The sequence below is a fragment of the Acinetobacter sp. YH1901141 genome, assembly GCF_013416935.1.
Classification (GTDB): domain Bacteria; phylum Pseudomonadota; class Gammaproteobacteria; order Pseudomonadales; family Moraxellaceae; genus Acinetobacter; species Acinetobacter towneri.
Map to the genome: position 1 here is coordinate 164,546 of NZ_VPEY01000001.1, position 21,825 is coordinate 186,370.

The 21,825-nt window shown below is 43.1% G+C and carries 19 protein-coding genes and 4 tRNA genes; 11 read left to right on the forward strand and 12 right to left on the reverse strand.

Annotation, left to right across the window (positions count from 1 at the left end; all coding sequences use genetic code 11):
• The first annotated feature begins 303 nt into the window (after positions 1 to 303).
• The 7 genes from FTV52_RS00760 (at position 304) to FTV52_RS00790 (ending at position 7,911) form a co-directional block, all read left to right on the forward strand.
• Positions 304 to 3,141, forward strand: a complete 2,838-nt coding sequence (locus FTV52_RS00760; protein WP_179989503.1) for a monovalent cation/H+ antiporter subunit A — start codon at positions 304 to 306, stop codon at positions 3,139 to 3,141.
• Between the two features lie 4 nt (positions 3,142 to 3,145).
• A complete protein-coding gene (locus tag FTV52_RS00765) occupies positions 3,146 to 3,511 on the forward strand; it encodes a Na+/H+ antiporter subunit C (RefSeq protein WP_179989505.1) in 366 nt (121 codons plus the stop codon).
• Positions 3,511 to 5,319: a monovalent cation/H+ antiporter subunit D gene (locus FTV52_RS00770; RefSeq protein WP_167845730.1), complete on the forward strand. Its 1,809-nt coding sequence runs from the start codon at positions 3,511 to 3,513 to the stop codon at positions 5,317 to 5,319. The genes FTV52_RS00765 and FTV52_RS00770 overlap by 1 nt, the downstream gene beginning before the upstream one ends.
• A gap of 2 nt (positions 5,320 to 5,321) precedes the next feature.
• Positions 5,322 to 5,855 carry a Na+/H+ antiporter subunit E gene (locus FTV52_RS00775; RefSeq protein ID WP_004975882.1) on the forward strand — a complete coding sequence of 178 codons (534 nt, stop codon included), beginning with the start codon at positions 5,322 to 5,324 and terminating at the stop codon, positions 5,853 to 5,855.
• The gene (locus FTV52_RS00780) at positions 5,852 to 6,127 is read left to right on the forward strand and encodes a monovalent cation/H+ antiporter subunit F (RefSeq protein ID WP_004975880.1); all 276 of its coding nucleotides are present in this window, start codon (positions 5,852 to 5,854) and stop codon (positions 6,125 to 6,127) included. Before FTV52_RS00775 ends, FTV52_RS00780 begins: the two co-directional genes overlap by 4 nt.
• 11 nt (positions 6,128 to 6,138) lie before the next feature.
• On the forward strand, positions 6,139 to 6,543 hold the full coding sequence (locus FTV52_RS00785) for a Na+/H+ antiporter subunit G (protein ID WP_178866003.1): 405 nt from the start codon (positions 6,139 to 6,141) through the stop codon (positions 6,541 to 6,543).
• 105 nt (positions 6,544 to 6,648) lie between these two features.
• Entirely contained in the window at positions 6,649 to 7,911 is a 1,263-nt protein-coding gene (locus tag FTV52_RS00790) for a PD-(D/E)XK nuclease family protein (RefSeq protein WP_178866002.1), read from the forward strand.
• Positions 7,912 to 7,970: 59 nt separating this feature from the next.
• Here FTV52_RS00790 and FTV52_RS00795 read toward each other — a convergent pair whose 3' ends face one another.
• From FTV52_RS00795 to tpiA, 10 genes are all read right to left on the reverse strand, one after another.
• Positions 7,971 to 8,375: a ribosome-binding factor A gene (locus FTV52_RS00795; protein ID WP_178866001.1), complete on the reverse strand. Its 405-nt coding sequence runs from the start codon at positions 8,373 to 8,375 to the stop codon at positions 7,971 to 7,973.
• Complete coding sequence (gene infB, locus FTV52_RS00800) at positions 8,375 to 11,098, reverse strand: translation initiation factor IF-2 (RefSeq protein WP_179989507.1); 2,724 nt, start codon at positions 11,096 to 11,098, stop codon at positions 8,375 to 8,377. The genes FTV52_RS00795 and infB overlap by 1 nt, the downstream gene beginning before the upstream one ends.
• A gap of 10 nt (positions 11,099 to 11,108) precedes the next feature.
• On the reverse strand, positions 11,109 to 12,593 hold the full coding sequence (gene nusA, locus FTV52_RS00805) for a transcription termination factor NusA (protein WP_104852955.1): 1,485 nt from the start codon (positions 12,591 to 12,593) through the stop codon (positions 11,109 to 11,111).
• 35 nt (positions 12,594 to 12,628) lie between these two features.
• On the reverse strand, positions 12,629 to 13,153 hold the full coding sequence (rimP, locus tag FTV52_RS00810) for a ribosome maturation factor RimP (RefSeq protein ID WP_004975871.1): 525 nt from the start codon (positions 13,151 to 13,153) through the stop codon (positions 12,629 to 12,631).
• Positions 13,154 to 13,475: 322 nt separating this feature from the next.
• Positions 13,476 to 13,552 (reverse strand) — tRNA-Met (locus FTV52_RS00815).
• Between the two features lie 134 nt (positions 13,553 to 13,686).
• Positions 13,687 to 13,763: transfer RNA gene (locus tag FTV52_RS00820), tRNA-Met, on the reverse strand.
• Positions 13,764 to 13,840: 77 nt separating this feature from the next.
• Positions 13,841 to 13,917, reverse strand: a tRNA-Met gene (locus tag FTV52_RS00825).
• 49 nt (positions 13,918 to 13,966) lie between these two features.
• Positions 13,967 to 14,051, reverse strand: a tRNA-Leu gene (locus FTV52_RS00830).
• Between the two features lie 53 nt (positions 14,052 to 14,104).
• Complete coding sequence (gene secG, locus FTV52_RS00835; RefSeq protein WP_004975868.1) at positions 14,105 to 14,434, reverse strand: preprotein translocase subunit SecG; 330 nt, start codon at positions 14,432 to 14,434, stop codon at positions 14,105 to 14,107.
• Between the two features lie 13 nt (positions 14,435 to 14,447).
• On the reverse strand, positions 14,448 to 15,239 hold the full coding sequence (gene tpiA / locus FTV52_RS00840) for a triose-phosphate isomerase (protein WP_019836081.1): 792 nt from the start codon (positions 15,237 to 15,239) through the stop codon (positions 14,448 to 14,450).
• 277 nt (positions 15,240 to 15,516) lie between these two features.
• On the opposite strand from tpiA, the gene pilB reads away from it, so the two are divergent.
• Genes pilB through coaE form a run of 4 tightly spaced genes read left to right on the forward strand, consistent with a single transcriptional unit; the run spans position 15,517 to position 19,955 of the window.
• Positions 15,517 to 17,229 carry a type IV-A pilus assembly ATPase PilB gene (pilB, locus tag FTV52_RS00845; protein ID WP_179989509.1) on the forward strand — a complete coding sequence of 571 codons (1,713 nt, stop codon included), beginning with the start codon at positions 15,517 to 15,519 and terminating at the stop codon, positions 17,227 to 17,229.
• Between the two features lie 30 nt (positions 17,230 to 17,259).
• Entirely contained in the window at positions 17,260 to 18,486 is a 1,227-nt protein-coding gene (locus FTV52_RS00850; RefSeq protein ID WP_179989511.1) for a type II secretion system F family protein, read from the forward strand.
• Positions 18,486 to 19,346 (forward strand): A24 family peptidase, encoded by an 861-nt coding sequence (locus FTV52_RS00855; RefSeq protein ID WP_096901344.1) that lies wholly within the window; start codon positions 18,486 to 18,488, stop codon positions 19,344 to 19,346. The genes FTV52_RS00850 and FTV52_RS00855 overlap by 1 nt, the downstream gene beginning before the upstream one ends.
• 9 nt (positions 19,347 to 19,355) lie before the next feature.
• Complete coding sequence (gene coaE / locus FTV52_RS00860) at positions 19,356 to 19,955, forward strand: dephospho-CoA kinase (RefSeq protein ID WP_004975860.1); 600 nt, start codon at positions 19,356 to 19,358, stop codon at positions 19,953 to 19,955.
• Positions 19,956 to 19,960: 5 nt separating this feature from the next.
• Here the strand turns inward: coaE and FTV52_RS00865 are convergent, their stop codons facing one another.
• Both FTV52_RS00865 and rlmB read right to left on the reverse strand, forming a co-directional pair.
• Positions 19,961 to 20,890, reverse strand: coding sequence for a DMT family transporter (locus tag FTV52_RS00865; protein ID WP_004975858.1), 930 nt, complete (start codon positions 20,888 to 20,890; stop codon positions 19,961 to 19,963).
• Positions 20,891 to 20,933: 43 nt separating this feature from the next.
• The gene (rlmB, locus tag FTV52_RS00870) at positions 20,934 to 21,683 is read right to left on the reverse strand and encodes a 23S rRNA (guanosine(2251)-2'-O)-methyltransferase RlmB (RefSeq protein WP_004975856.1); all 750 of its coding nucleotides are present in this window, start codon (positions 21,681 to 21,683) and stop codon (positions 20,934 to 20,936) included.
• Positions 21,684 to 21,825 lie beyond the last annotated feature (142 nt).

Genomic DNA, 21,825 nt, shown 5'->3' on the forward strand with positions numbered 1-21,825 from the left:
ATTGACGCATCTAAATATTTTTAACACAGCTTTAACCAAACCAAGCACAACCTTATTCGCTGCATCGTCAGCGAAAGATCAGCATATTTTTTGCTGCTTGAGCCGCCTAGCCATGTAAAATTATTTTTGCATGATCTTGTTTTGAGTTTAAGTTGCGACAATACGCTCATCAAAACAATAGACTACGTGTTTACTGACACGACTGATTGGCTTTCAAGATTGAATCTTTTGGATGGTGTGTTGCTGTCCTGTAATCCTTGGAAGATAAGATTCATCCTTTAGGTTTTCAACCTATTCACGACAATGGATATGAGTGTGCTACCGATTATTATATTGTTACCGTTAGTACTGGGCACAACCCTTGTCTCGTGGCTGAAACAATTTTCACGCGGGGTAACGGCTTTAGGGGCGATTGGCGTCAGTCTGAGCAGTCTTATTCTGCTCCTGACTCAAGCAAAAGCAGTCTTTAATGGCGAAACGATCATTCAAACATGGTCTTGGCTGCCACAGTTGGGGATTGATTTAAGCTTCCGTCTAGATGCGCTTGGTTTATTATTCTCCTTGCTGATCACGGGGATCGGCACACTCATTTTTATTTATGCCTATTATTATTTAAGTCCACAAAACTCGCTCAGTAAACTCTATGTTCTCCTCATGCTGTTTATGGCTGCCATGTTGGGAATTTCGCTCTCCAATAACCTGATTTTGTTGCTGACTTTTTGGGAACTGACCAGTATTTCCTCTTTCTTATTGGTGGGTTATTGGAGCAATTACGAGGCAGCACAACGCGGCTCACGTATGGCACTGACCATTACAGGCATGGGCGGACTCGCCATGCTCGGTGGTTTTGTGTTATTGGCGCAAATCACAGGCACCTATCAAATTGACCAAATCTTAATGATGACTGAACAAATTCAAAGTCATCATTTATTTGTACCAACTTTATTGCTGATTTTATTGGGTGCATTTACCAAAAGTGCGCAATTTCCGTTTCACTTCTGGCTACCCAATGCCATGGCTGCACCCACGCCTGTTTCTGCCTATCTACATTCGGCAACGATGGTCAAAGCAGGGATTTTCTTGCTGGCGCGCTTATTGCCAATTTTTGCAGGCGCAGCGTTATATCACAACCTAGTCACCTTTATTGGTCTATTTACCCTGTGTATGGCAGCATTCTTTGCTATTTTCAAAGAAGATTTAAAAGGCTTATTGGCGTATTCCACCATCAGTCATTTAGGTCTGATCATGTGCTTACTCGGCATTGGTTCACCGTTAGCAGTAGCTGCTGCAATTTTCCACATCATCAACCACGCCACCTTTAAAGCGGCCCTGTTTATGATTGCAGGAATTATCGACCACGAATCAGGCACACGTGATTTACGTAAACTTAGTGGCTTATGGCAACTATTACCCTTTACCGCCACCCTCACTATGATTACCGCGGCCTCTATGGCTGGCGTACCGTTGACCAACGGCTTTTTGTCCAAAGAAATGTTCTTCACTGAACTGGTAGCAAACTTATCTGGCCCTGTACTGTTGGTTTCTGCAATTGTTGCGACACTGGCGGGTATTTTTGCAGTGGCCTATTCAATACGTTTGGTACACGGCGTTTTCTTTGATGGTCCAATTGGTAAAGATGTCCCAAACAAAGAAGCTCACGAACCTCCGTTTGGCATGCGTGCACCCGCAACTTTATTGGCTGTTTTATGTATTTTAGTCGGCTTGATGCCTGCCTTATTGGTCGAGCATATTGTCAATAGCACGACTCGTGCCAGTACCCAACTGTCGCAGTTTGAAGGCATACATCTGGCAATTTGGCATGGCTTTAATCTTCCCCTGCTGATGAGTGTTATTGCACTGCTTGGCGGGATCATTTTCTATTTCTCGCTCGCCAAAGGTGGAAAAATCCGTGAAATTGACCTCGACCCACATTTAGGTCAATTCCAAGGCAAACTGCTGTTTGAATTATTCTTAAAACATTTGCTACAGGTTTCACGCAAAATCAAACGTAAAACCGAAAATGGTTCACTGCAAAGCTATTTGGTGTGGATCATTGCTTTTACGGTATTCATGGTCGCGCTACCATTATTCAATCAGGGATTAACAACTGGCACACGTGAACTCACACATGCGCCTATGATTGCCATTGTTTTATGGTTATTGCTGTTCTCTGCCTGCTGGATGATGCTGTGGTTCCACCATGAGCGCATCAAAGCTGTCTTAATCAGCGGTGCAGTTGGCTTGGTCGTCACCATGATGTTTGTCGGACTGTCTGCTCCCGACTTGGCACAAACTCAAATCACGGTTGATGTCGTCACCACTGTTTTATTGCTGATGAGTCTATCGCTGCTCCCACAATTGACCCCGTATGAATCTAGCCGTTCACGTCGTTGGCGAGATGCCTTCATTGCGATTGGTGGCGGCATTGGTATCGGCTGGATTGCGTGGCTGGTTATGACTCGCGACCACAATTCAATTTCATGGTTCTTTAATCAGCAATCCATTCCACTCGGTGGCGGAACCAACGTGGTCAACGTCATTTTGGTGGACTTCCGTGGTTTCGATACCTTTGGTGAAATTACCGTCTTGGGCATTGCTGCGATTGGTACGCTGTGTTTAATGGATGGTATGCGTGCGCACGGCACTATCATGACCCAAGGTTTAACCTATCGCTTTAATCCTTCACCGTTGATGCTGCGGATTACCGCCTCATGGATTTTACCTATCGCCCTTGTGGTCAGCCTGTATATTTTCTTGCGCGGTCATAACTTACCAGGCGGTGGCTTTATTGCGGGCTTAATTACCGCAATGGCGTTGATCATCCAATACATTGCGCTTGGTCAAGACCACACCGAACAAATGCTCAAAGCTAAATCTGGACGTTTATACGAAATCTGGATTGGCGTGGGTTTAAGTATTGCAGGTCTGACAGGACTTGCCGCATGGTTCTGGGGACGTCCATTCCTCACCAGCGCACATATTTATGTCAATCCTCCGATTATTGGTGAAATGCACCTCGCTTCGGCTGCCTTATTTGATGTAGGCGTGTATGTCACGGTGGTTGGTGCGGTAATGTTGATGATTTCTGTCTTGGGCGACTCACGTCACTCAGGCATGTCTGGCCCACTTCCAAAGGAGTAATGCAATGATTAGTATTGAGTTTTTAATTGCGTCTGCCATTGGAATGTTAGTCGCGACAGGAATCTATTTAATTTTACGTGCCCGTACCTTTCCTGTGGTACTGGGCTTGGCCATGATTGGCTATGCGGTCAATATCTTCTTATTCAGTATGGGGCGTATTCAATTAAATGCACCTGCTATTTTGACCGAAGCCAGTAAAACCAGTGACCCACTCCCACAAGCTTTGGTTTTAACAGCCATTGTCATTGGTTTTGCTACCACTGCCTTTATTGTGCAATTGGCACTGCGCAGTCGCTATGAAACCGGTAGTGACCATGTCGATGCCAAAGAAGAACATCCACTGCTTGACCCACGTGAGGATGAGCCATAATGACTGATTTCCTCCAATTTTGGCTACAGCATTCACCTATTTTTAGCATCCTGATTCCAACCTTTACCGCATTTATTTTAGTGCTATTAGGCAATCCGGGCTTTGGTTCACTCTCACATGACTGGCGTCAGCCATGGCGTCGTGGCATTAGCTATCTTTCTGCCACACTCGGTTTAGTCACTGCAATTAGCTATTTAATTCAAGTCAGCAGTGGGCAAATTATTATTTATAATTTGAGCGAATGGGCCGCCCCGTTTGGCATTATTTTAGTGCTAGATCAACTGTCTGCCCTCATGTTGGTACTGACTTATTCACTTGCCTTGCCATTACTGTGGTTTTCCAGCAAAAAATGGGATGAACGTGGTCGCTATTTTCATACCATGGTGCATTTCCTACTCATGGGACTTTGCGGTGCATTCCTCACAGGCGACTTATTTAACCTGTTCGTATTTTTTGAAATCTTGTTGCTCGCCTCGTATGTGTTGTTATTGCACGGTCAAGGCAAAGCACGTTTTCAACTCGGGATTCATTACGTCACCATCAACCTGTTGGCCTCTGCCCTGTTCCTAATTGGTTTGGGGATGATTTACGGCAGTGTCGGCAGTTTAAACATGACCGATGTGGCACGTCTTATTCCGCTACTCGATGCTGATGCACATAAAATTGCGGTGGCAGGTGGCTTACTGCTATTTGTGGTATTTGGTATTAAAGCCGCTATGCTTCCTGTCGGTTTCTGGCTTCCTAAAACCTATGCCGTGGCGACAACCCCTGTGGCAGCCTTATTCACCATCATGACCAAAGTGGGTGTGTATGCCATTTTGCGGGTCAATGGAACCGTATTTGATGATGCACTGAGCCATAAAATCCTACAAGACTGGTTGCTGCCGATTGGTCTAATTACCTCACTGTATGGGGTCATTGGCGCAATTGGTGCAGAGCGCTTACGTCGTTTTGTCGGTTTTATGGTGCTGTCTTCGATTGGTACGATCCTGATCGCCATTTCGATGCTGAACACACAGGCATGGTCAGCCGCACTGTATTACTTAGTACACAGTACCTTAATTGCAGCGGCTTTCTATTTGCTGTGTGGCTGGATTACCTCACAACGTGGCGCATTTAAAGATCACTTCAATATTGCCCCGCAAATGAAGCAACACAAAGTACTGGCAATCACATACTTCATGATTGCCTTAATGATGGCAGGTTTGCCACCGTTTAGTGGCTTTTTGGGCAAGGTCTTTATTTTGCAAGCCACCGCCAATATGGCACATCAAGGCTGGATTATTGGCATTATTCTCTTGGTCAGCTTGCTGAGTATTATTGCATTCACCCGTGTCGGCTTTATTTTATTTTGGCGCGCGACCAAACCTGAAGATGATGCGCAAACTGAAGCCTATTATGAATATCAGGCACTACCTGCGCTTGCACCGCCCCGTAATGACCGTGTCATTTATTTTCTCCTAACGGGTTTAGTGCTGTACGTGGTATTTGCCAATCCAATTCAACAATATATGCTGAATACTGCACAGCAGATTCAACATAATGCGGCCTATGAAGCACTGATTCTGAAAAAAGACCGTGCTGCAAATGTGATTAGCGTACAACCTTATGATCCATTGTACTTACCTCAAACCAAGTACGGTGGCGAAGCAATTGACACCAATGCACATTTAATTCCCTATGTGATTGATCCAAACACCTTGGAAGGCGAGCATATTTCTGACTATAAACAACGTCAGATTCAACAGCAAAATCGTGAGGAAGCACAGCAACCTAGCGATACTCAACTCAAACCTGCGGAGCCCTAAACATGCAAAAAACGAGACCAAAAACTTCGTTTTGGGATAACCTGCTGCCACACCCGTTTGTATCTGTCTTGGTGGCACTGAGTTGGCTGATGTTGGCGCATAGTGTTTCTGCAGGGAATCTGTTGATGGCACTGGTCTTGGCGCTCTTGATTCCCAAACTGATCCAGCCCTTTATTGCGCGTACACCAGACATCAACTGGACTGCAGCCATTCGCTTATTCTTCGTGGTGGTCTGGGATATTATGATTTGTAATATTCGTGTCGCAAAACTGGTACTTGGCCCAACAGACCGTATGCAGCCAAAATGGTTCCGTGTCCCTCTCGAAACACAACACGAACAGGTCAACAGTATTTTGGCGATGATCATTACCACCACACCAGGCACGGTTACAGCAGGTATTGACCAAGACCGTGGCGATATTTTGGTGCATGCCTTAAACACTGCAGATGAAAGTGTAGATATTCAAGACATCAAAAATCGTTATGAAAAACCGCTGATTGAAATTTTTGGTGCACAGTCAGGAGAAAAGCAATGATGATTCTGCCTTATGCACTTGGAATCTGCATGGTTGCGATTACGCTGTCCATGTTTATGTGCCTATATCGCCTGATTATTGGCCCTTCAATTGTAGACCGCCTGTTGGCCTTGGATACCTTGTTTTTAAATGCGACCTGCTTGGTGGTGGTTCTGGGTATCTATTGGACCAGTACCTCATTATTTGAAGGTGCGTTATTGGTGGCGATGCTAGGCTTTGTGTCTACTGCAGCACTGGCGCGTTACTTCACCAGTGGTCATGTGATTGATTAAGGAGAATGAACATGCAATTACTCATGGAAATTTTAGTGTCATTCTTTTTAATTATTGGCGCATTTTTCATGTTGGTGGGCGGCATTGGCATGGTTCGCCTACCCGACTTATTTATGCGACTGCATGCCCCTACAAAATCCAGCACTTTAGGACTAGGCAGTTTCTTAATTGCAGCCATTATTTATGCGGCATTTGAAGGACGATTTGGCTTTGCAGAAGTATTAATCACCCTATTTGCGTTTATTACCGCGCCTGTTTCTGCCAATTTAATGGCACAGGCAGCACTGCATTTACGTTTACGTTCGATGAGTGGCAATGTGCCTGAAACCTTAGAGCGTCCGTTGCCATGGCAACGCCAACGGCGCCGTACCTTTTATGAAAAGAAAGTAAATCATAAAAATGATCATTTAAAATGAATGATCATTTTATATAAACTTATTATGATCATAGACTTGCAATGAATTACACATTCGATTTAGCATTCATATACATTTAATGAGTAGCTTAAAAATATTTAAAATATGACTGAAAATTTTACGTTAGAACAAATTCGTACTGAAATTATTAGATTTAAAAATGATCCAAGCTCTCAAAAGTTAGAAAATTTTTATTATTCAAAATCTTTTTCGGAAATTCTTGGCGTAAGCCGTAGAGAAATAAGTCATAGTAATTTTTTTGCGTGGCTATTTAATCCTAATGAAAGTCATGGACTAAATGAATTTTCAATAAAAAAGCTTTTAGATATTCTACTAATTTTCAGCAATGATAAATTAAAAAAGACATACAACCACTTATACAATGCCTTCGCAACTGATGATTATATAATTCAAAAAGTATCCATTCACTCCGAATTTCACATTGAGAATATTGGCAGATTAGATTTATATATTGAATTAACCCTTATTGTTTCAGATACGCCTTATATCGTAAAACTTATCATTGAAAACAAAGTAGAAAGCAAAGAAAATAATGATCAAACTACAAAATATTTTGATTATTTTGACTCGATACAAAAACAACCTGAAACTACTTTTTATATTTACTTAACCCCAATATCAACATTGGAACTCATAGAATTAAATGAACCTGAGTGTAACTGTAAAGAGTTTATTCAAATTAATTATCAATCCATTGTTGATTATGTAATTGAACCAGCTCTACAACAAAACATTTCTGAGCAGACAAAGAATATTCTTATTGAGTATTTAAAATCTCTCAGTCAGCCAGCAATCGAAATACAAACTGATTCACATAAAGAGGAACTGATTATGGCTTTAGGCTCTGAAGAACGAAAACTTCTCACAAGTTTCTGGAATAAAAATCAAAAATTAATTTTAGCATCATTATATGCTATTAGTTCCGACCCCGAACAGGAAAAAGATACTCGCGATAGTATTCGTACTGCACTAGATAACCTTTCTTCCGACAGAGATCGCAGTACTTTTAATATTATTTATCAAGGAAAAGTTTTCTGTGAAAATTTCAAAAAGTCTGATATTGGTCTTCAAACCGTTTTACTACTTCAAGCCAACAATCTTATTGATGATGAAATTATAGAATATTTGAAAGAAGATAAGAGTTGTAGTTTCTTTTTATTGAAACAGAAAGATGACTTCACTGAAAATGAAATCAAATACAGAAAATATAAAGCGAATGGCACCCCTGAATTAATCTATAAAAATGCTGAATATTATGTAGCTCGAAATTGGGGTATTGGTAATACTGATAAGTTGATAAATAAATTTTCTCAAAAATTTCCTGGTCTTGTATATAAGAAAAACTAAAAAAATTAAATAAAAATGCCACCCTGAGGTGGCATTTTTTTTAGAATTTCTCGATCTGATTATTCATCATCTTGCTTAGGTTCTACAGGTGGCAAATCTTTGACTGCTTCTGCAATCAAACCAAACATATAGTTACCATAGGCATTGGTTTTATCGTAGTGAAAACGCAAACGCGGGGTAATACGTGTCTTAATACGACGGCTTAACTCATGGCGCAAGAAGCCTGATGCTTTATTCAACACATCCAAGGTTTCTTTATTTGCCGTTTCGCTTTGCTCATCGCCTAATTCACGTCCCATGACGGTCACGTACACTTCCGCATATCCTAAGTCTGGGCTCACCTTCACTGCAGAGATGGTCACAAGACCACCTAAGCGTGGATCTTTCAGCTCTTGGCGAATCAGTTCTGACAGCTCACGCTGTACTGTATCCGCCATACGCTTCAGACGTTGACTACCCGCCATTAAAGACTCCGTTTAATCAATTGAACATCGTACACTTCAATCTTATCAAGTGGTTTGATGTCTTTATAGCCTTTTACTGCAAGACCACATTCCATACCTGCGCGAACTTCTTCCACCACGTCTTTATAACGACGAAGTGACTCAAGCTCACCTTGGAATACCACCACATCATCACGTAATACGCGAATTGGTTTGTTACGGTGAAGTACGCCTTCAAGTACCATACAACCTGCAGCTGCACCGAACTTACTTGAGTGGAACACTTCACGCACTTCTGCAACACCCAAAATAGTTTCACGGTGTTCGGGTGCAAGCTTACCGCTCATCGCATCTTTCACATCATCAATTAATTGATAGATGATGCTGTAGTAACGAATGTCAATACCATCGGCATCGGCTTTTTGACGCGCAGTATTGTCAGCACGTACGTTAAAGCCCAGTAATACAGCTTCTGAAGATTCTGCAAGCGTAACGTCAGACTCAGTGATCGCACCTACGCCTGAACCAATCACACGTACACGTACTTCATCGGTAGACAACTCGCCCAATGCAACAATCAAGGCTTCCAAAGTACCTCGTACATCGGTCTTCAATACCACATTGACAAATGGAACGTCTTTTTTGCCCATTGATGCCATGATGTTTTCAAGACGCATTGCGCTTTGACGCTCAAGACGTTTTTGACGCTCACGATCCATACGCGCATCGGCAACTTCACGTGCTTTCTTCTCGTCATTTACAACAAGAACTTCGTCACCTGCCATTGGCGCTTCAGGTAAACCTAAAATTTCAACTGGAATTGAAGGACCTGCAGATTTAATACGCTTACCGTTTTCATCGGTCATGGCACGTACGCGACCATAAGATGAACCTGCAAGTACCAAGTCACCTACATTCAAAGTACCGTTTTGTACCAGAATTGACGTCACTGCACCGCGACCTTTATCTACACGCGCTTCAATCACCACACCTTGCGCTGCACCTTCTTCAGATGCTTTCAATTCCATCATTTCTGCTTGAATTGAAATTAAGTCAAGAAGTTCATCAATACCTTGACCTGAATGCGCCGAAACCATTGCAACAGGTACGTCACCGCCCCATTGTTCAGGTACGATTTCTTTGGTGGTCAATTCATTCAATACGCGGTCTGGATCAGCCGATTCTTTGTCCATTTTGTTAATGGCAACAATAATTGGTGTACCCGCTGCACGCGCATGGTCAATGGCTTCTGCAGTTTGTGGCATCACACCATCATCTGCCGCAACGACCAATACCACGATATCTGTCGCTTTCGCACCACGTGAACGCATTGCAGTAAACGCTGCGTGTCCCGGTGTATCTAAGAAGGTGATAATGCCTTTATCGGTTTGTACGTGGTATGCACCAATGTGCTGGGTAATACCACCCGCTTCGCCTGCAGCCACTTTGGCACGACGAATACGGTCAAGTAATGATGTCTTACCATGGTCAACGTGACCCATGATGGTCACCACTGGTGGACGTGTCGTTTGAACACCACGTGCCTCTTCAGCCGCTTCGAGTAAGTTATCTTCAGCTTGCGTATCAGATACTAGAACTGGGTTGTGGCCCATTTCCTCAACTACAAGTGCTGCAACTTCTTGCTCAATCGCTTGGTTTTGCGTAACTAACTCACCCATTTTCATGAGTGATTTAATAACTTCGCGTACTTTAACTGCCATTTTTGCAGCCAAGTCCGCAACCACAATCGTTGCACCAATTTCAACATCATAAACTTGTTTTTTAACTGGTTTTTCAAAGCCGTGCTTGTTGGCTTGGCTCGTTTTCAAACCGCGTTTATGTGAGTTTTGGCTGAAAGACTGTTCTTCCTGACCGCGACGACCACCTTTTTTCGGTGAACGTGTATTGGTGGTATTGGTACCACGTTTGATTTCGCGGTCTTCTTTCGCGAATGAATCTTCATACGCTTGACCAACCAAACCAGCGGCCAATGGAGAATCATCTACCACACGAATGGTTGCAGTAGCATCTTCATTTGAATATTTAGATGCCATCTGACGCATTTGTTCAAGCGTACGTTGCTGGGCTTCTTCAGCTGCCTTACGACGTGCTGCTTCTTCAGTCGCTTTCAACTGTGCCGCTTGTGCTTCACGCGCTTTCTTCTGTTCAGGTGTTTCAGTCACCTTCACCGCTTGCTTCACAATTGGCTTGTTGGTTGACTTACGTTTCACCACAACCGCAGCTTTAGCCACTTCTTGCTTCGCTGTTTCTTGTTTTGCTGCTGCACGCATTGCATCTAAAGCTTGTTTTGCTTTTGCTGCACCTGCTTGCGGCGCATCAGCTTTTGCTTGTACTTTTGCAGTCGCTTGTGATTGCTGTTCCGCACGAGCTTTTTCAGCTGCTTCAGCCTGTGCTTTTGCCAGTGCTTCCGCTTTAATTTGTTCAGGGTCTGGCTTTACAAATGTATGTTTCTTACGAACTTCTACATTAATCGTTTTCGCCTTGCCCGAAGTACTTGCCACTTTAGCCGTACTGGTGGTTTTACGTTTCAACGTGATTTGTCCTGCATTACCCTCTTGACCGTGAACCTTTTTCAAGTGGTTCACTAGGGTATTTTGTTGTTCAGTGGAAATAATATCGTCAGCCTTACGCTGTGGTAAACCTGCGTCACGAACCTGTTCCAGGAGCTTCTCAACTGGACGACCTACACTGAGCGCTAACTCTTTAATCGACTTGTCCGTCATACATTACCTCCTAGTTAAACCATGATTCGCGCGCTTTCATAATCAATTGACCCGCTTTATCTGAACCTAAACCTTCAATATCTTCGATATCGTCAGTTGCTTGGTCAGCTAAATCATCAACTGTGATGACACCACGAGCGGCAAGCGCATAAGCGATCTCTTGTGTCATGCCTTCCATTGCCAGAAGTTCGTCACTCGGATCTTGAATATTTTCTTGCTGTTGCAATGCATCTGCCAATGCCACTTCTTTGGCACGGCTTTGTAGCATTTCAACGATTTCTTCATCTAAATCAATTTCGTCAAATGTTTCCGCAGGAACATACGCAATTTCTTCTAATGAAGTGAAGCCCATTTCAACCAAAGCCATTGCCAAGTCTTCAGCAATGTCTAAACGTGAAACAAACAAGTCCAAGTATTGTTGCGCTTCATTTTGCTGACGTGCGTGATACTCTTCTTCAAGCATCATGTTCAGCTTGTAACCTGTGAGTTCAGAGGCTAAACGTACGTTTTGACCTTGTGAACCAATTGCACGTGCCAACTGATCGCTGGTTGCGAAAATAATGTCGGCAGTACGTTCTTCTTCATCAATCACAATACCCGATACATCGGCTGGCTCTAAAGCACTGGCGATATATTGTGCTGGATCATCAGACCACACCACAACATCAATACGCTCACCATTTAACTCTTGCTGTACCGCTTGGATACGTGTACCACGCATACCAATACATGCACCTACAGGGTCAATACGATGGTCGTTGGTTTTTACTGCAATTTTTGCACGTACACCTGGCTGACGCGCTGCTGCTTTAATTTCGATGATTTCTTCAGAAATTTCTGGAATTTCTTTTTTCATCAATGCAATCAGCATTTCAGGCTTGGCACGTGACAACAACAATTGTGCACCACGACCTTCACGGTTCACGCTGTACAAAATTGCATTCACACGCTGCTTAGGACGCAAAATTTCTTTGGCGATCATTTCTTCACGCGCCAAATATGCTTCTGCATTGTCGCCCAAATCAATAATAAAGCCATCTTTGGTTTGCTTTTTCACTTCACCGTAAATCAGCTCGCCTACTTTGGCTTCATAAGCATCTGCAACCAATGCGCGTTCTGCTTCACGAATTTTTTGCACAATCACTTGCTTGGCAATTTGCGCAGCAATACGACCGAAGTCAATTGACTCAACTTCAAGTTCGCGAATATCGCCAATTGACCACTTTGCAGGGTCTACATCAGAAATTGCATCTTGGCATGCAGGCATTTCATGATCTTCATCTGCCACCACTTCCCACTGACGGAAAGTGCTGTAGTCACCTGTTTTACGATCAATTTCCACACGTAAACGTGCTTCTTCTGAGTTTGTGCCTTCGTAGAATTTCTTTTTCGTCGCAGCAACAAGAGCCTGTTCAAGCGCCTCAAAAATTGCCTCACGACTTACACCTTTTTCGTTACTAACCGTTTCAACGACGGTAAGAATTTCACGTGCCATAAGTCACCTATTCGTTCAGATTCTTATTAATTTGATTAATCTTGGTAAATCAGGTTTGCTTTATCAATATTGTGACTGTCAATCTCCAATACCTGCTGTTTTTCCACTTCGACCTGAATGGTTTCATTTTCCAGATCTACAGCAACCAATTTCGCTTGAAATTTACGACGGTTTTCTACAGCACTGATTAAACGTAACGCAATGGTTTGCCCAATATATGCAGGCAATTGCTCTAATTGGAAAAATGGACGATCCCAACCCGGAGAGGATACTTCAAGTGCATATTCACCTGAAATTGGATCATGCACATCAAGCATTGCACCAACTTGCTGGGTTACACGTACACAATCTTGCACACCAATACCACGACCTTGCTCTAATTCGCCATCTTCATTTAAGACAGGTTCTGCATTTTCATCGACAGCTTTGTCGATATAAATACGTAACAAAGAACGCTTACCTTGTGGAATAAACTCGATTCCCCAAAGATCCACATCACATGCTTGCACTGCTGGCGCAATTAAGTCCTGAAGTGCTTGAGTTTTATTTGATAGCTTCATTTACTCTCGTCATTCTGCTGCGGCTCAATGGTCTTATTTGACCACTACACATTCATACAAACTATAGTAGTAGTGAAACATGACACTTTGACTTTAGGCCGCGCACGGCTTGTATCGACACTACACGATAGCCAATAAAAAAGGGCGTAATCGCCCCTATTCTTGCACAGTAAAACCAATATCCACTGTGCAAAAAGGCCCACCTAGTTGTGAGCCTCTTTAGAAACTTGGTTGCGGGGATTAGACTAAATCTAACCATCTTTGCTAGTTTATTATGCTGAATTCAATCAACTAAAACTAACGTACCACACCATTAGAAACTTGGTAGCGGGAGCTGGATTTGAACCAACGACCTTCGGGTTATGAGCCCGACGAGCTACCAGACTGCTCCATCCCGCATCAACGTGCAAAAATTATATACAAATATGAATAAGTTTTCAATCAAACTTAGCATTTTTGCCTGACTTAAGTTGCACCTTAGTCAGTATAAAGCGTAAAACTCATATTAGAGCATAATCACACTTTTAAAATATTGGTAGCGGGAGCTGGATTTGAACCAACGACCTTCGGGTTATGAGCCCGACGAGCTACCAGACTGCTCCATCCCGCAACAACATGTAAATACTTATCTCAACCTAAAATAATTTAAGTTGCCTACGCTTAATTCACGATAAGCTTAGGATTGATTGGTAGCGGGAGCTGGATTTGAACCAACGACCTTCGGGTTATGAGCCCGACGAGCTACCAGACTGCTCCATCCCGCATCAACAGATTTGCTGCTTAACACCAACTTATGTTTTCTGGATTATAAGTTGGTGCGGAAGGGGGGACTTGAACCCCCACGCCCGAAAGCACTACCACCTCAAGGTAGCGTGTCTACCAATTCCACCACCACCGCAGCTGTGACGCATTCTAGTCGCATCATGCGAAAAAAGAAAGTGCTAAATAAAATTATTCAGCGCTTTTAGGTGCAGTTGGTGAAGTTTCAGGCGATACTGGCTGTGCAGGTGCAGTCGTTTGTACAGTCTGCAAACTATATGCACCTGTGGTTTGTTTCTTGGCAAACACCGCTAAAGTTAAACTGGTTGCAAAAAACAATGCTGTTAAAATTGCCGTTAAACGGGTTAAAAAGTTACCTGAGCCTGACGCACCAAATACGGTTGCCGCACCACCGCCACCAAAAGAAGCGCCTGCATCTGCACCTTTACCATGCTGAACCAAAATTAGTCCAATCATTAAAATGGCTAAGATAATATGTACTACCAGCACAAATGTTTGCATGCTGAACTCCTCATTATTGTGTATTTGCAAAGGCTTGCGCAATTTGATGGAACGATGCCGCATTTAAGGATGCACCACCGACCAAAGCACCATTAATGTCTGGGCAGGCTGCTAACTCTACGGCATTTTCTGGTTTTACACTACCACCATATAAAATCGGTAGAGTCACCGCATAAGCGGTGATTTGGCTTAAACCTTCACGGATTTTTGCATGCATGGTTTGCGCATCTTCAGGTGATGCGGTCTTGCCTGTACCAATTGCCCAAATAGGTTCATACGCAATCACTATCTGTTGCCATTGCTCAGCGTCAACCACAGCAGCAATATCACAAATTTGTTGCAAAACAACTTGCTCTGCCTGACCGCTTTCACGTTGTTGCAGACTTTCACCCACACAATAAATAACTGTCAAACCTGCCTGCAAGGCATTTTTAACTTTTTCATTCAAAATGCTTGGTGTGTCTGCAAAAAGTTCACGACGTTCTGAATGCCCAACCAATACATAATCAATTTGACTGTCTTTTAGCAATTCTGCACTGACTTCGCCTGTATATGCACCCAAACCCGCAATACGGGAAAGGTCTTGTGCAACGGTATAGACAGGACGTACTGCTTCGCTCAATGCAGCTTGAATTTGAGTTAAAGCCAAAGTGACAGGTGCAATCCCCAAATGACACTTTTCAGCCTCTACAGGGCTGTCTTGTAATAATGTTTTAAATTCAGAAATAAGTTGCTGAGCATCGGCATGTATCGGATTCATCTTCCAATTGCCAACCACCCAAGGCTTAATCGTCGTAGCCGACATAGAATAACCTGCAAAAACAATTCATTTAATCGCGCACATTCTACACGCAAATCACATTTCTGCTGAGTTTTTTGTACAAGCTTTGCATCAAACTGCTGCATGAAGTATCTTTTCATGGCAGGACTTACAATTTTTTTAGCAGATTAATGTAACTGGTTCATGCTTTTAGGCGATACTTAGGTGGTGACAGCACTTTCAGATATGGTATTTTTGTGCAACAAAAGTATAATTTTAAGATACCAATTATAAACAATCTTGATTTTGAGGACGTTGGGGAATGTCAGTACAACAAGCTACACCTAGATTTACAGGTTTTATTCGACGTTTGGTCGAAGATGGGCTCGTTTCTGCTGAAAATATGCAAACTGCCATTAAAGCCGCACAAAAAGATAATGTTGATATTGTTCCCTATCTCATTCAAAACCTAAATATCGCGCCTTTAATCATTGCTGAAAAAATTTCTAATGAGTTTGGCGAACCTATTTTTGATTTAAGCGTGTATGACTCTGCGCTCATCGTGCGTGAAGGCATTGATGAAAAGCTTTTCAGCAAATATAACCTTTTACCTATTTTTAAGCGCAATCACCTGCTTTACGTTGCGACCAGTAACCCGACCAATATCGAAGCAATGGATGCCATTCGTTTCAACAGTAAAATGAATATTGAAGCCATTGTGGTCGAACACGATAAATTGGTAAAACTGATTGAACAAAACTTTGCGAGTGAGTCTGCTTTTGAATTTGAAGATGATGACTTCGATCTCAACTTTGAAGATGGTAACAGCGAACCAGAACAAGCTGCAGAAGATGAACCGCAGGGTGATGAATCCCCAATTGTTAAATACATCAACAAATTACTGATTGATGCAATTCGCATGGGTGCTTCGGACTTACACTTTGAACCGTATGAAAAAACCTATCGAGTGCGTTACCGTGTCGATGGTGTATTACGTCAAATTGCCACCCCACCCTTACAGTTAGCTAACCGCTTGGCATCACGTTTAAAAGTGATGTCCCAAATGGACATTTCTGAAAAGCGTGTCCCGCAAGATGGTCGTATTAAATTAAAACTATCTAAAAACAAGTCCATCGACTTCCGTGTTAACTCCTTGCCAACCTTGTTCGGTGAAAAAATTGTACTGCGTATTTTAGATCCATCTAGCGCCATGCTTGGGATTGATGCCTTGGGTTATGAGCCTGAACAAAAAGCTTTGTTTATGGAAGCTCTGGACAAACCGCAAGGTATGTTACTGATCACAGGTCCAACAGGTTCGGGTAAAACGGTATCGCTCTATACAGGTTTAAACATTCTAAACCGAGAAGACACCAACATTTCCACTGCCGAAGACCCTGTGGAAATTAACTTAGAAGGCATCAACCAGGTTAACGTCAACAATAAAGTGGGCTTAACCTTCGCTGCCGCTCTGAAATCTTTCTTACGTCAAGACCCTGATATTGTCATGGTGGGTGAGATTCGTGACCTTGAAACTGCAGAAATTGCAATTAAAGCAGCCCAAACAGGTCACATGGTTTTATCTACCCTCCACACCAACAGTGCGCCAGAAACTTTAACGCGTTTACGCAATATGGGCGTTCCTTCCTTTAACATCGCAACTTCGGTAAACCTCGTCATTGCACAGCGTTTGGCACGACGCCTATGCCCGCATTGCAAAGCTCCTTCCGATATTCCAAAACAAAGCTTATTGGAAATGGGCTTTACTGAAGCCGATTTGAGCAATCCAGAATTTCAGGTCTATCAACCTGTAGGCTGTTCTGAATGCCGTGAAGGTTATAAAGGACGTGTTGGTGTTTATGAAGTGATGAAAGTCACACCAGAAATTTCTAGAATTATTATGGAGGATGGTAATGCCATCCAAATTGCTGATGCGTCAGCAAAATCGGGGTTTAACAATCTGCGTCGTTCGGGGTTACTTAAGGTCATGCAGGGGGTGACTTCATTGCAAGAAGTCAATCGTGTGACCAGTGAATAGTTGTAAAATTTAAAATAAGGATAAATACGCATGGCTGTCAAAAAAGCACAGATGATGCCCACCTTCGTTTATGAAGGGATTGACCGCAAAGGGGCTAAGTTAAAAGGGGAAATTCCAGCGCGTAATATGGCCTTGGCAAAGGTCACATTGCGTAAACAAGGGATTACCATCAAGACGATTCGCCAAAAGAAAAAGAATATTCTTGAAGGCTTAATGAAAAAACGGGTGTCGACCTTAGACATCACTATTTTCACGCGTCAGCTTGCCACTATGATGAAAGCAGGTGTGCCTTTGGTACAAAGCTTTGAGATTGTTGCCGAAGGTCTTGAAAACCCCGCCATGCGTGAAGTGGTTTTAGGCATTAAAGGTGAAGTGGAAGGCGGGAATACCTTTGCTGGCGCATTGCGTAAATATCCTCAATATTTTGACAACCTATTTTGTTCTTTGGTCGAATCTGGTGAACAATCGGGTGCCCTAGAAACCATGCTAGATCGTGTCGCGATCTATAAAGAAAAGAGTGAGTTACTCAAACAAAAAATTAAAAAAGCCATGAAATACCCTGCAACGGTCATTGTGGTGGCCGTGATTGTGACCATTATTTTGATGGTGAAAGTCGTACCTGTGTTTGAAGAGTTGTTTAGCTCTTTTGGTGCGGACTTGCCTGCCTTCACTAAAATGGTGGTGAGCATGTCACAATGGATGCAGAAATACTGGTTTATTCTGATTATTGTGATTGGGGTCATCATTGCAGGTTTCTTGGAAACTAAAAAACGCAGTAAAAAATTCCGTGACTTCTTAGACAAAGCGGCACTGAAAGCGCCTATTTTTGGTGACTTGGTCTATAAAGCGATTATTGCACGTTATAGCCGTACTTTAGCCACTACTTTTGCTGCTGGTGTACCCTTAATTGATGCCTTGGAATCTACCGCTGGGGCAACCAATAATGTGGTCTATGAAGAAGCCGTGATGAAAATTCGTGATGATGTTGCGACAGGTCAACAGCTACAATTCGCCATGCGTGTCACCAATAAATTCCCGTCTATGGCAGTGCAAATGGTAGCCATTGGTGAAGAATCAGGTGCGCTAGATGCCATGCTAGATAAAGTCGCAACCCACTATGAAAACGAAGTCGACAACGCAGTAGATGGCTTAACCTCAATGATGGAGCCGTTGATTATGTCTGTCTTGGGTATTTTAGTGGGTGGTTTAGTTGTCGCCATGTACCTTCCAATCTTCCAAATGGGTTCTGTGGTTTAATGCAAGAATTAATCGCGTACTTTATCCAAAATCCAACTGCGCTCTATATCGCAGTTGGACTTTTTAGTTTATGTATTGGCAGTTTTTTGAATGTGGTGATTTACCGCACCCCAAAAATGATGGAACAGGAGTGGCGTAATGACTGCCAAATGTTATTACATCCTGAACAAGCCATTATTGATGAAAGTAAAATCACCCTGAGCAAACCTGCATCGACCTGCCCCAAATGTCACAACCCAATTCGTTGGTATCAAAATATTCCTGTGCTGAGTTGGTTGGTATTACGCGGTAAATGTGGCAACTGCCAAAACCTGATCAGCGTACGTTATCCAATGATTGAAGTATTAACCGCTGTTTGCGCCCTGATTGTGCTTGCGGTATTTGGCCCAACTGTACAAATGCTGTTTGGTTTGCTGCTCACTTATACCTTGATTGCACTCACCTTCATTGATTTTGATACACAACTCTTGCCAGACCGTTACACCCTGCCTTTGGCTGCACTGGGTTTGGCAGTCAACAGCTATGCCATCTATACCTCACCGACATCGGCAATTTGGGGTTATGTAATTGGCTTCCTATGTCTATGGGTGGTGTATTACCTGTTTAAAATCGTCACAGGCAAAGAAGGCATGGGCTATGGTGACTTCAAGCTCCTTGCCGCTTTAGGTGCATGGATGGGGCCGATGATGTTACCCCTGATTGTGCTGCTATCGTCCTTAGTTGGGGCTATTATTGGCATTATTCTGTTAAAAGTGCGTAAAGAAAACCAACCCTTTGCATTTGGTCCGTATATCGCCATTGCGGGCTGGATTGCCTTTTTATGGGGCGAGCAAATCATGAAAGTATATTTGGGACAATAAGGACAGCACATGCGTTTTGTTTTGGGTCTAACAGGAGGAATTGGCAGTGGCAAGTCTGCAGCCAGTGCGTGGTTCGAGACCCAAGGCATTGTTGTGGTCGATGCGGATGTTGTTGCACGTGAAGTGGTTGAAAAAGGACAGCCTACCTTAAAGCAAATTCAACAACACTTTGGCGATTGGGTTTTACTTGAAAATGGCGAACTAGATCGTCGCGCATTACGTGAACACATTTTCAAAGAACCAAGTGCACGACAAGCACTTGAAAAAATCACCCACCCTGCAATTCGTGAATCGATTATTCAACAATTAGATACTGCCGACAGTCCCTATGTGGTTTTGGTTTCACCACTCTTGTTTGAAACCAATCAACATCAATTGACCCGACATACATTATTGATTGATGCTACTGAAGCCCTACAAATTCACCGTGCTTCACAACGTGATGGTCAAACGGTTGAGCAAATTCATAAAATTATTCAAGCACAAATGCCACGTGCTGAAAAACAACGCCTAGCCGATGACATTGTGCTAAATGATGGGCATTTAGATCATTTGTATAGCAAACTTGAAGTATTGCATCAGCAGTATTTAAAGCGAGCGATGCAGTAAGCAAATTAATCTGACTGTTGTTTTTGCTGTTCAAGTTGAGCTTTTAAGCTGTCAGGTCGGGCCCACCAACGCCAAGGTTGCAAAGCACCAATCCCCATACCCACCAAGCCACATAAAATTGCTAAACTCAAAGGTTCACCCAATAAAGGGACAGCAAGAATCGCAGCGATAAACGGCGCCAAGGTCACAATACTGCCAGTTTTGAATGCTCCCAAACGCTTAATTGCCTCGACATAGCTAAGTGTTGCGATGATCACCACAAACACTCCATGAAAAATAGTTTGCAGCAATAAATGAATCGGTTCAGGTGTGCTGAGTTGTTTCGGGAAAAACAGTACGTAAATCGGGACATAGACGATTGCCGACCAAATTGCGACACCCGCCATAGCATGCCAAGCGGAAAGCTTCCATTGTCTTAATAAAACCGTAAACACACCCCACCAAATAGCGCTGATAAAAAACAGTCCATCCCCAAGTCCAAAGGCAACACCTGTTTCTTGATACATCAGCGCACTCATACCCGCAATGGCGGTCAGCATAATTACAATACTGATCCATGTATGGCGGTCAAAAGGCACTCGAAATAACATCCAAGCAGCAATGGCGGTACAAACAGGAATACAGCCATTCAAAAAAATGGCAGCATGCGCAGCAGGTACATAATGAAAAGCACTATACGCAGTCAGGCAATAGCCCACTCCACCAATCATTGCCAAAATAAAAGGCTCTTTTTTCCATAAAAATGCCGTATCTTTTTTCCAGATAAGAATCGGCATTAAAATACAAAAAGCCAAAGCAAAGCGTAAGGCGGTAATATCCCAAGCACTGATCTGCCATTGTGCATTCAGCCGAGCAGTTAGGGTAAAACCACCCCAAATGCACATGGTAACAAGCACCAAAGCATAACCTTGCTTTTGGGGAGATAGACGAATCACGGTGTTGAAAGCATCAATAAAATAGCAAATACAAAATCAGCAATTAAGCCTGACGCTGACGACAAGCTTCATACAAGGCCATACCTGTTGCAACACTGACATTCAGACTTTGTAGATTTCCTGCCATTGGAATAAATACGGTTTGATCACATTGTGACTGGGTAATTGGGCGTAAACCTGTATCTTCTGCGCCCATCACCACGCATACTGCTGTGCCTGTAAAGTCAAATTGCTGAATTGGCAAAGCTTTTTCATCCAGCATCGTACCCACCACACGCACATTAAACTCTTGTTTCAAATGCGCCAAAGTACGTGCCAAATTGGTCACTTGGATAAATTTGACTTTTTCTGCACCACCTGCAGCTACTTTGCGTGCAGTTGGGGTCAAACTTGCTGAACGATCACGCGGCACAATCACGGCAGTAACCCCCATCGCAGCGGCAGTACGGATACACGCACCCAAGTTATGCGGGTCGGTGACTTGGTCGAGCGCCAAAAGTAAAGGCTTGCTATCAGCCTGCAACAAGGCATCCAAGTCTTTTTCATTCAGAGTTGGATGTGGGCGTACTGCAGCCACCACTCCTTGGTGAAAAGGCAAACCTGCCAGTTTTTCCAAGCTGTCACGGCTGGCTTTTTGCACACTAATGCCAAATGGTTCGGCAAGTTCTAAAATCTTTTGTAAACGCTGATCATCACGCCCTTTTAAGGTAAAAAGAGTTAAGACGCGCTCTGGCTCAAGCTCCAATAATGACTCCACCGAGTGAACGCCATAATAATATTCAGGTTTTGCCATGAACGACCTCTAATTAATGCACCAATAAACCAGCGAAAACGAAAAATCCTGCAAAGCTGACTTTACAGGATTTCAATAAGATCTAGTTTAACCGATTCGGGTGAAAATTTCTTGATTCAATTCCGCTTGATTGGGTGCTCAA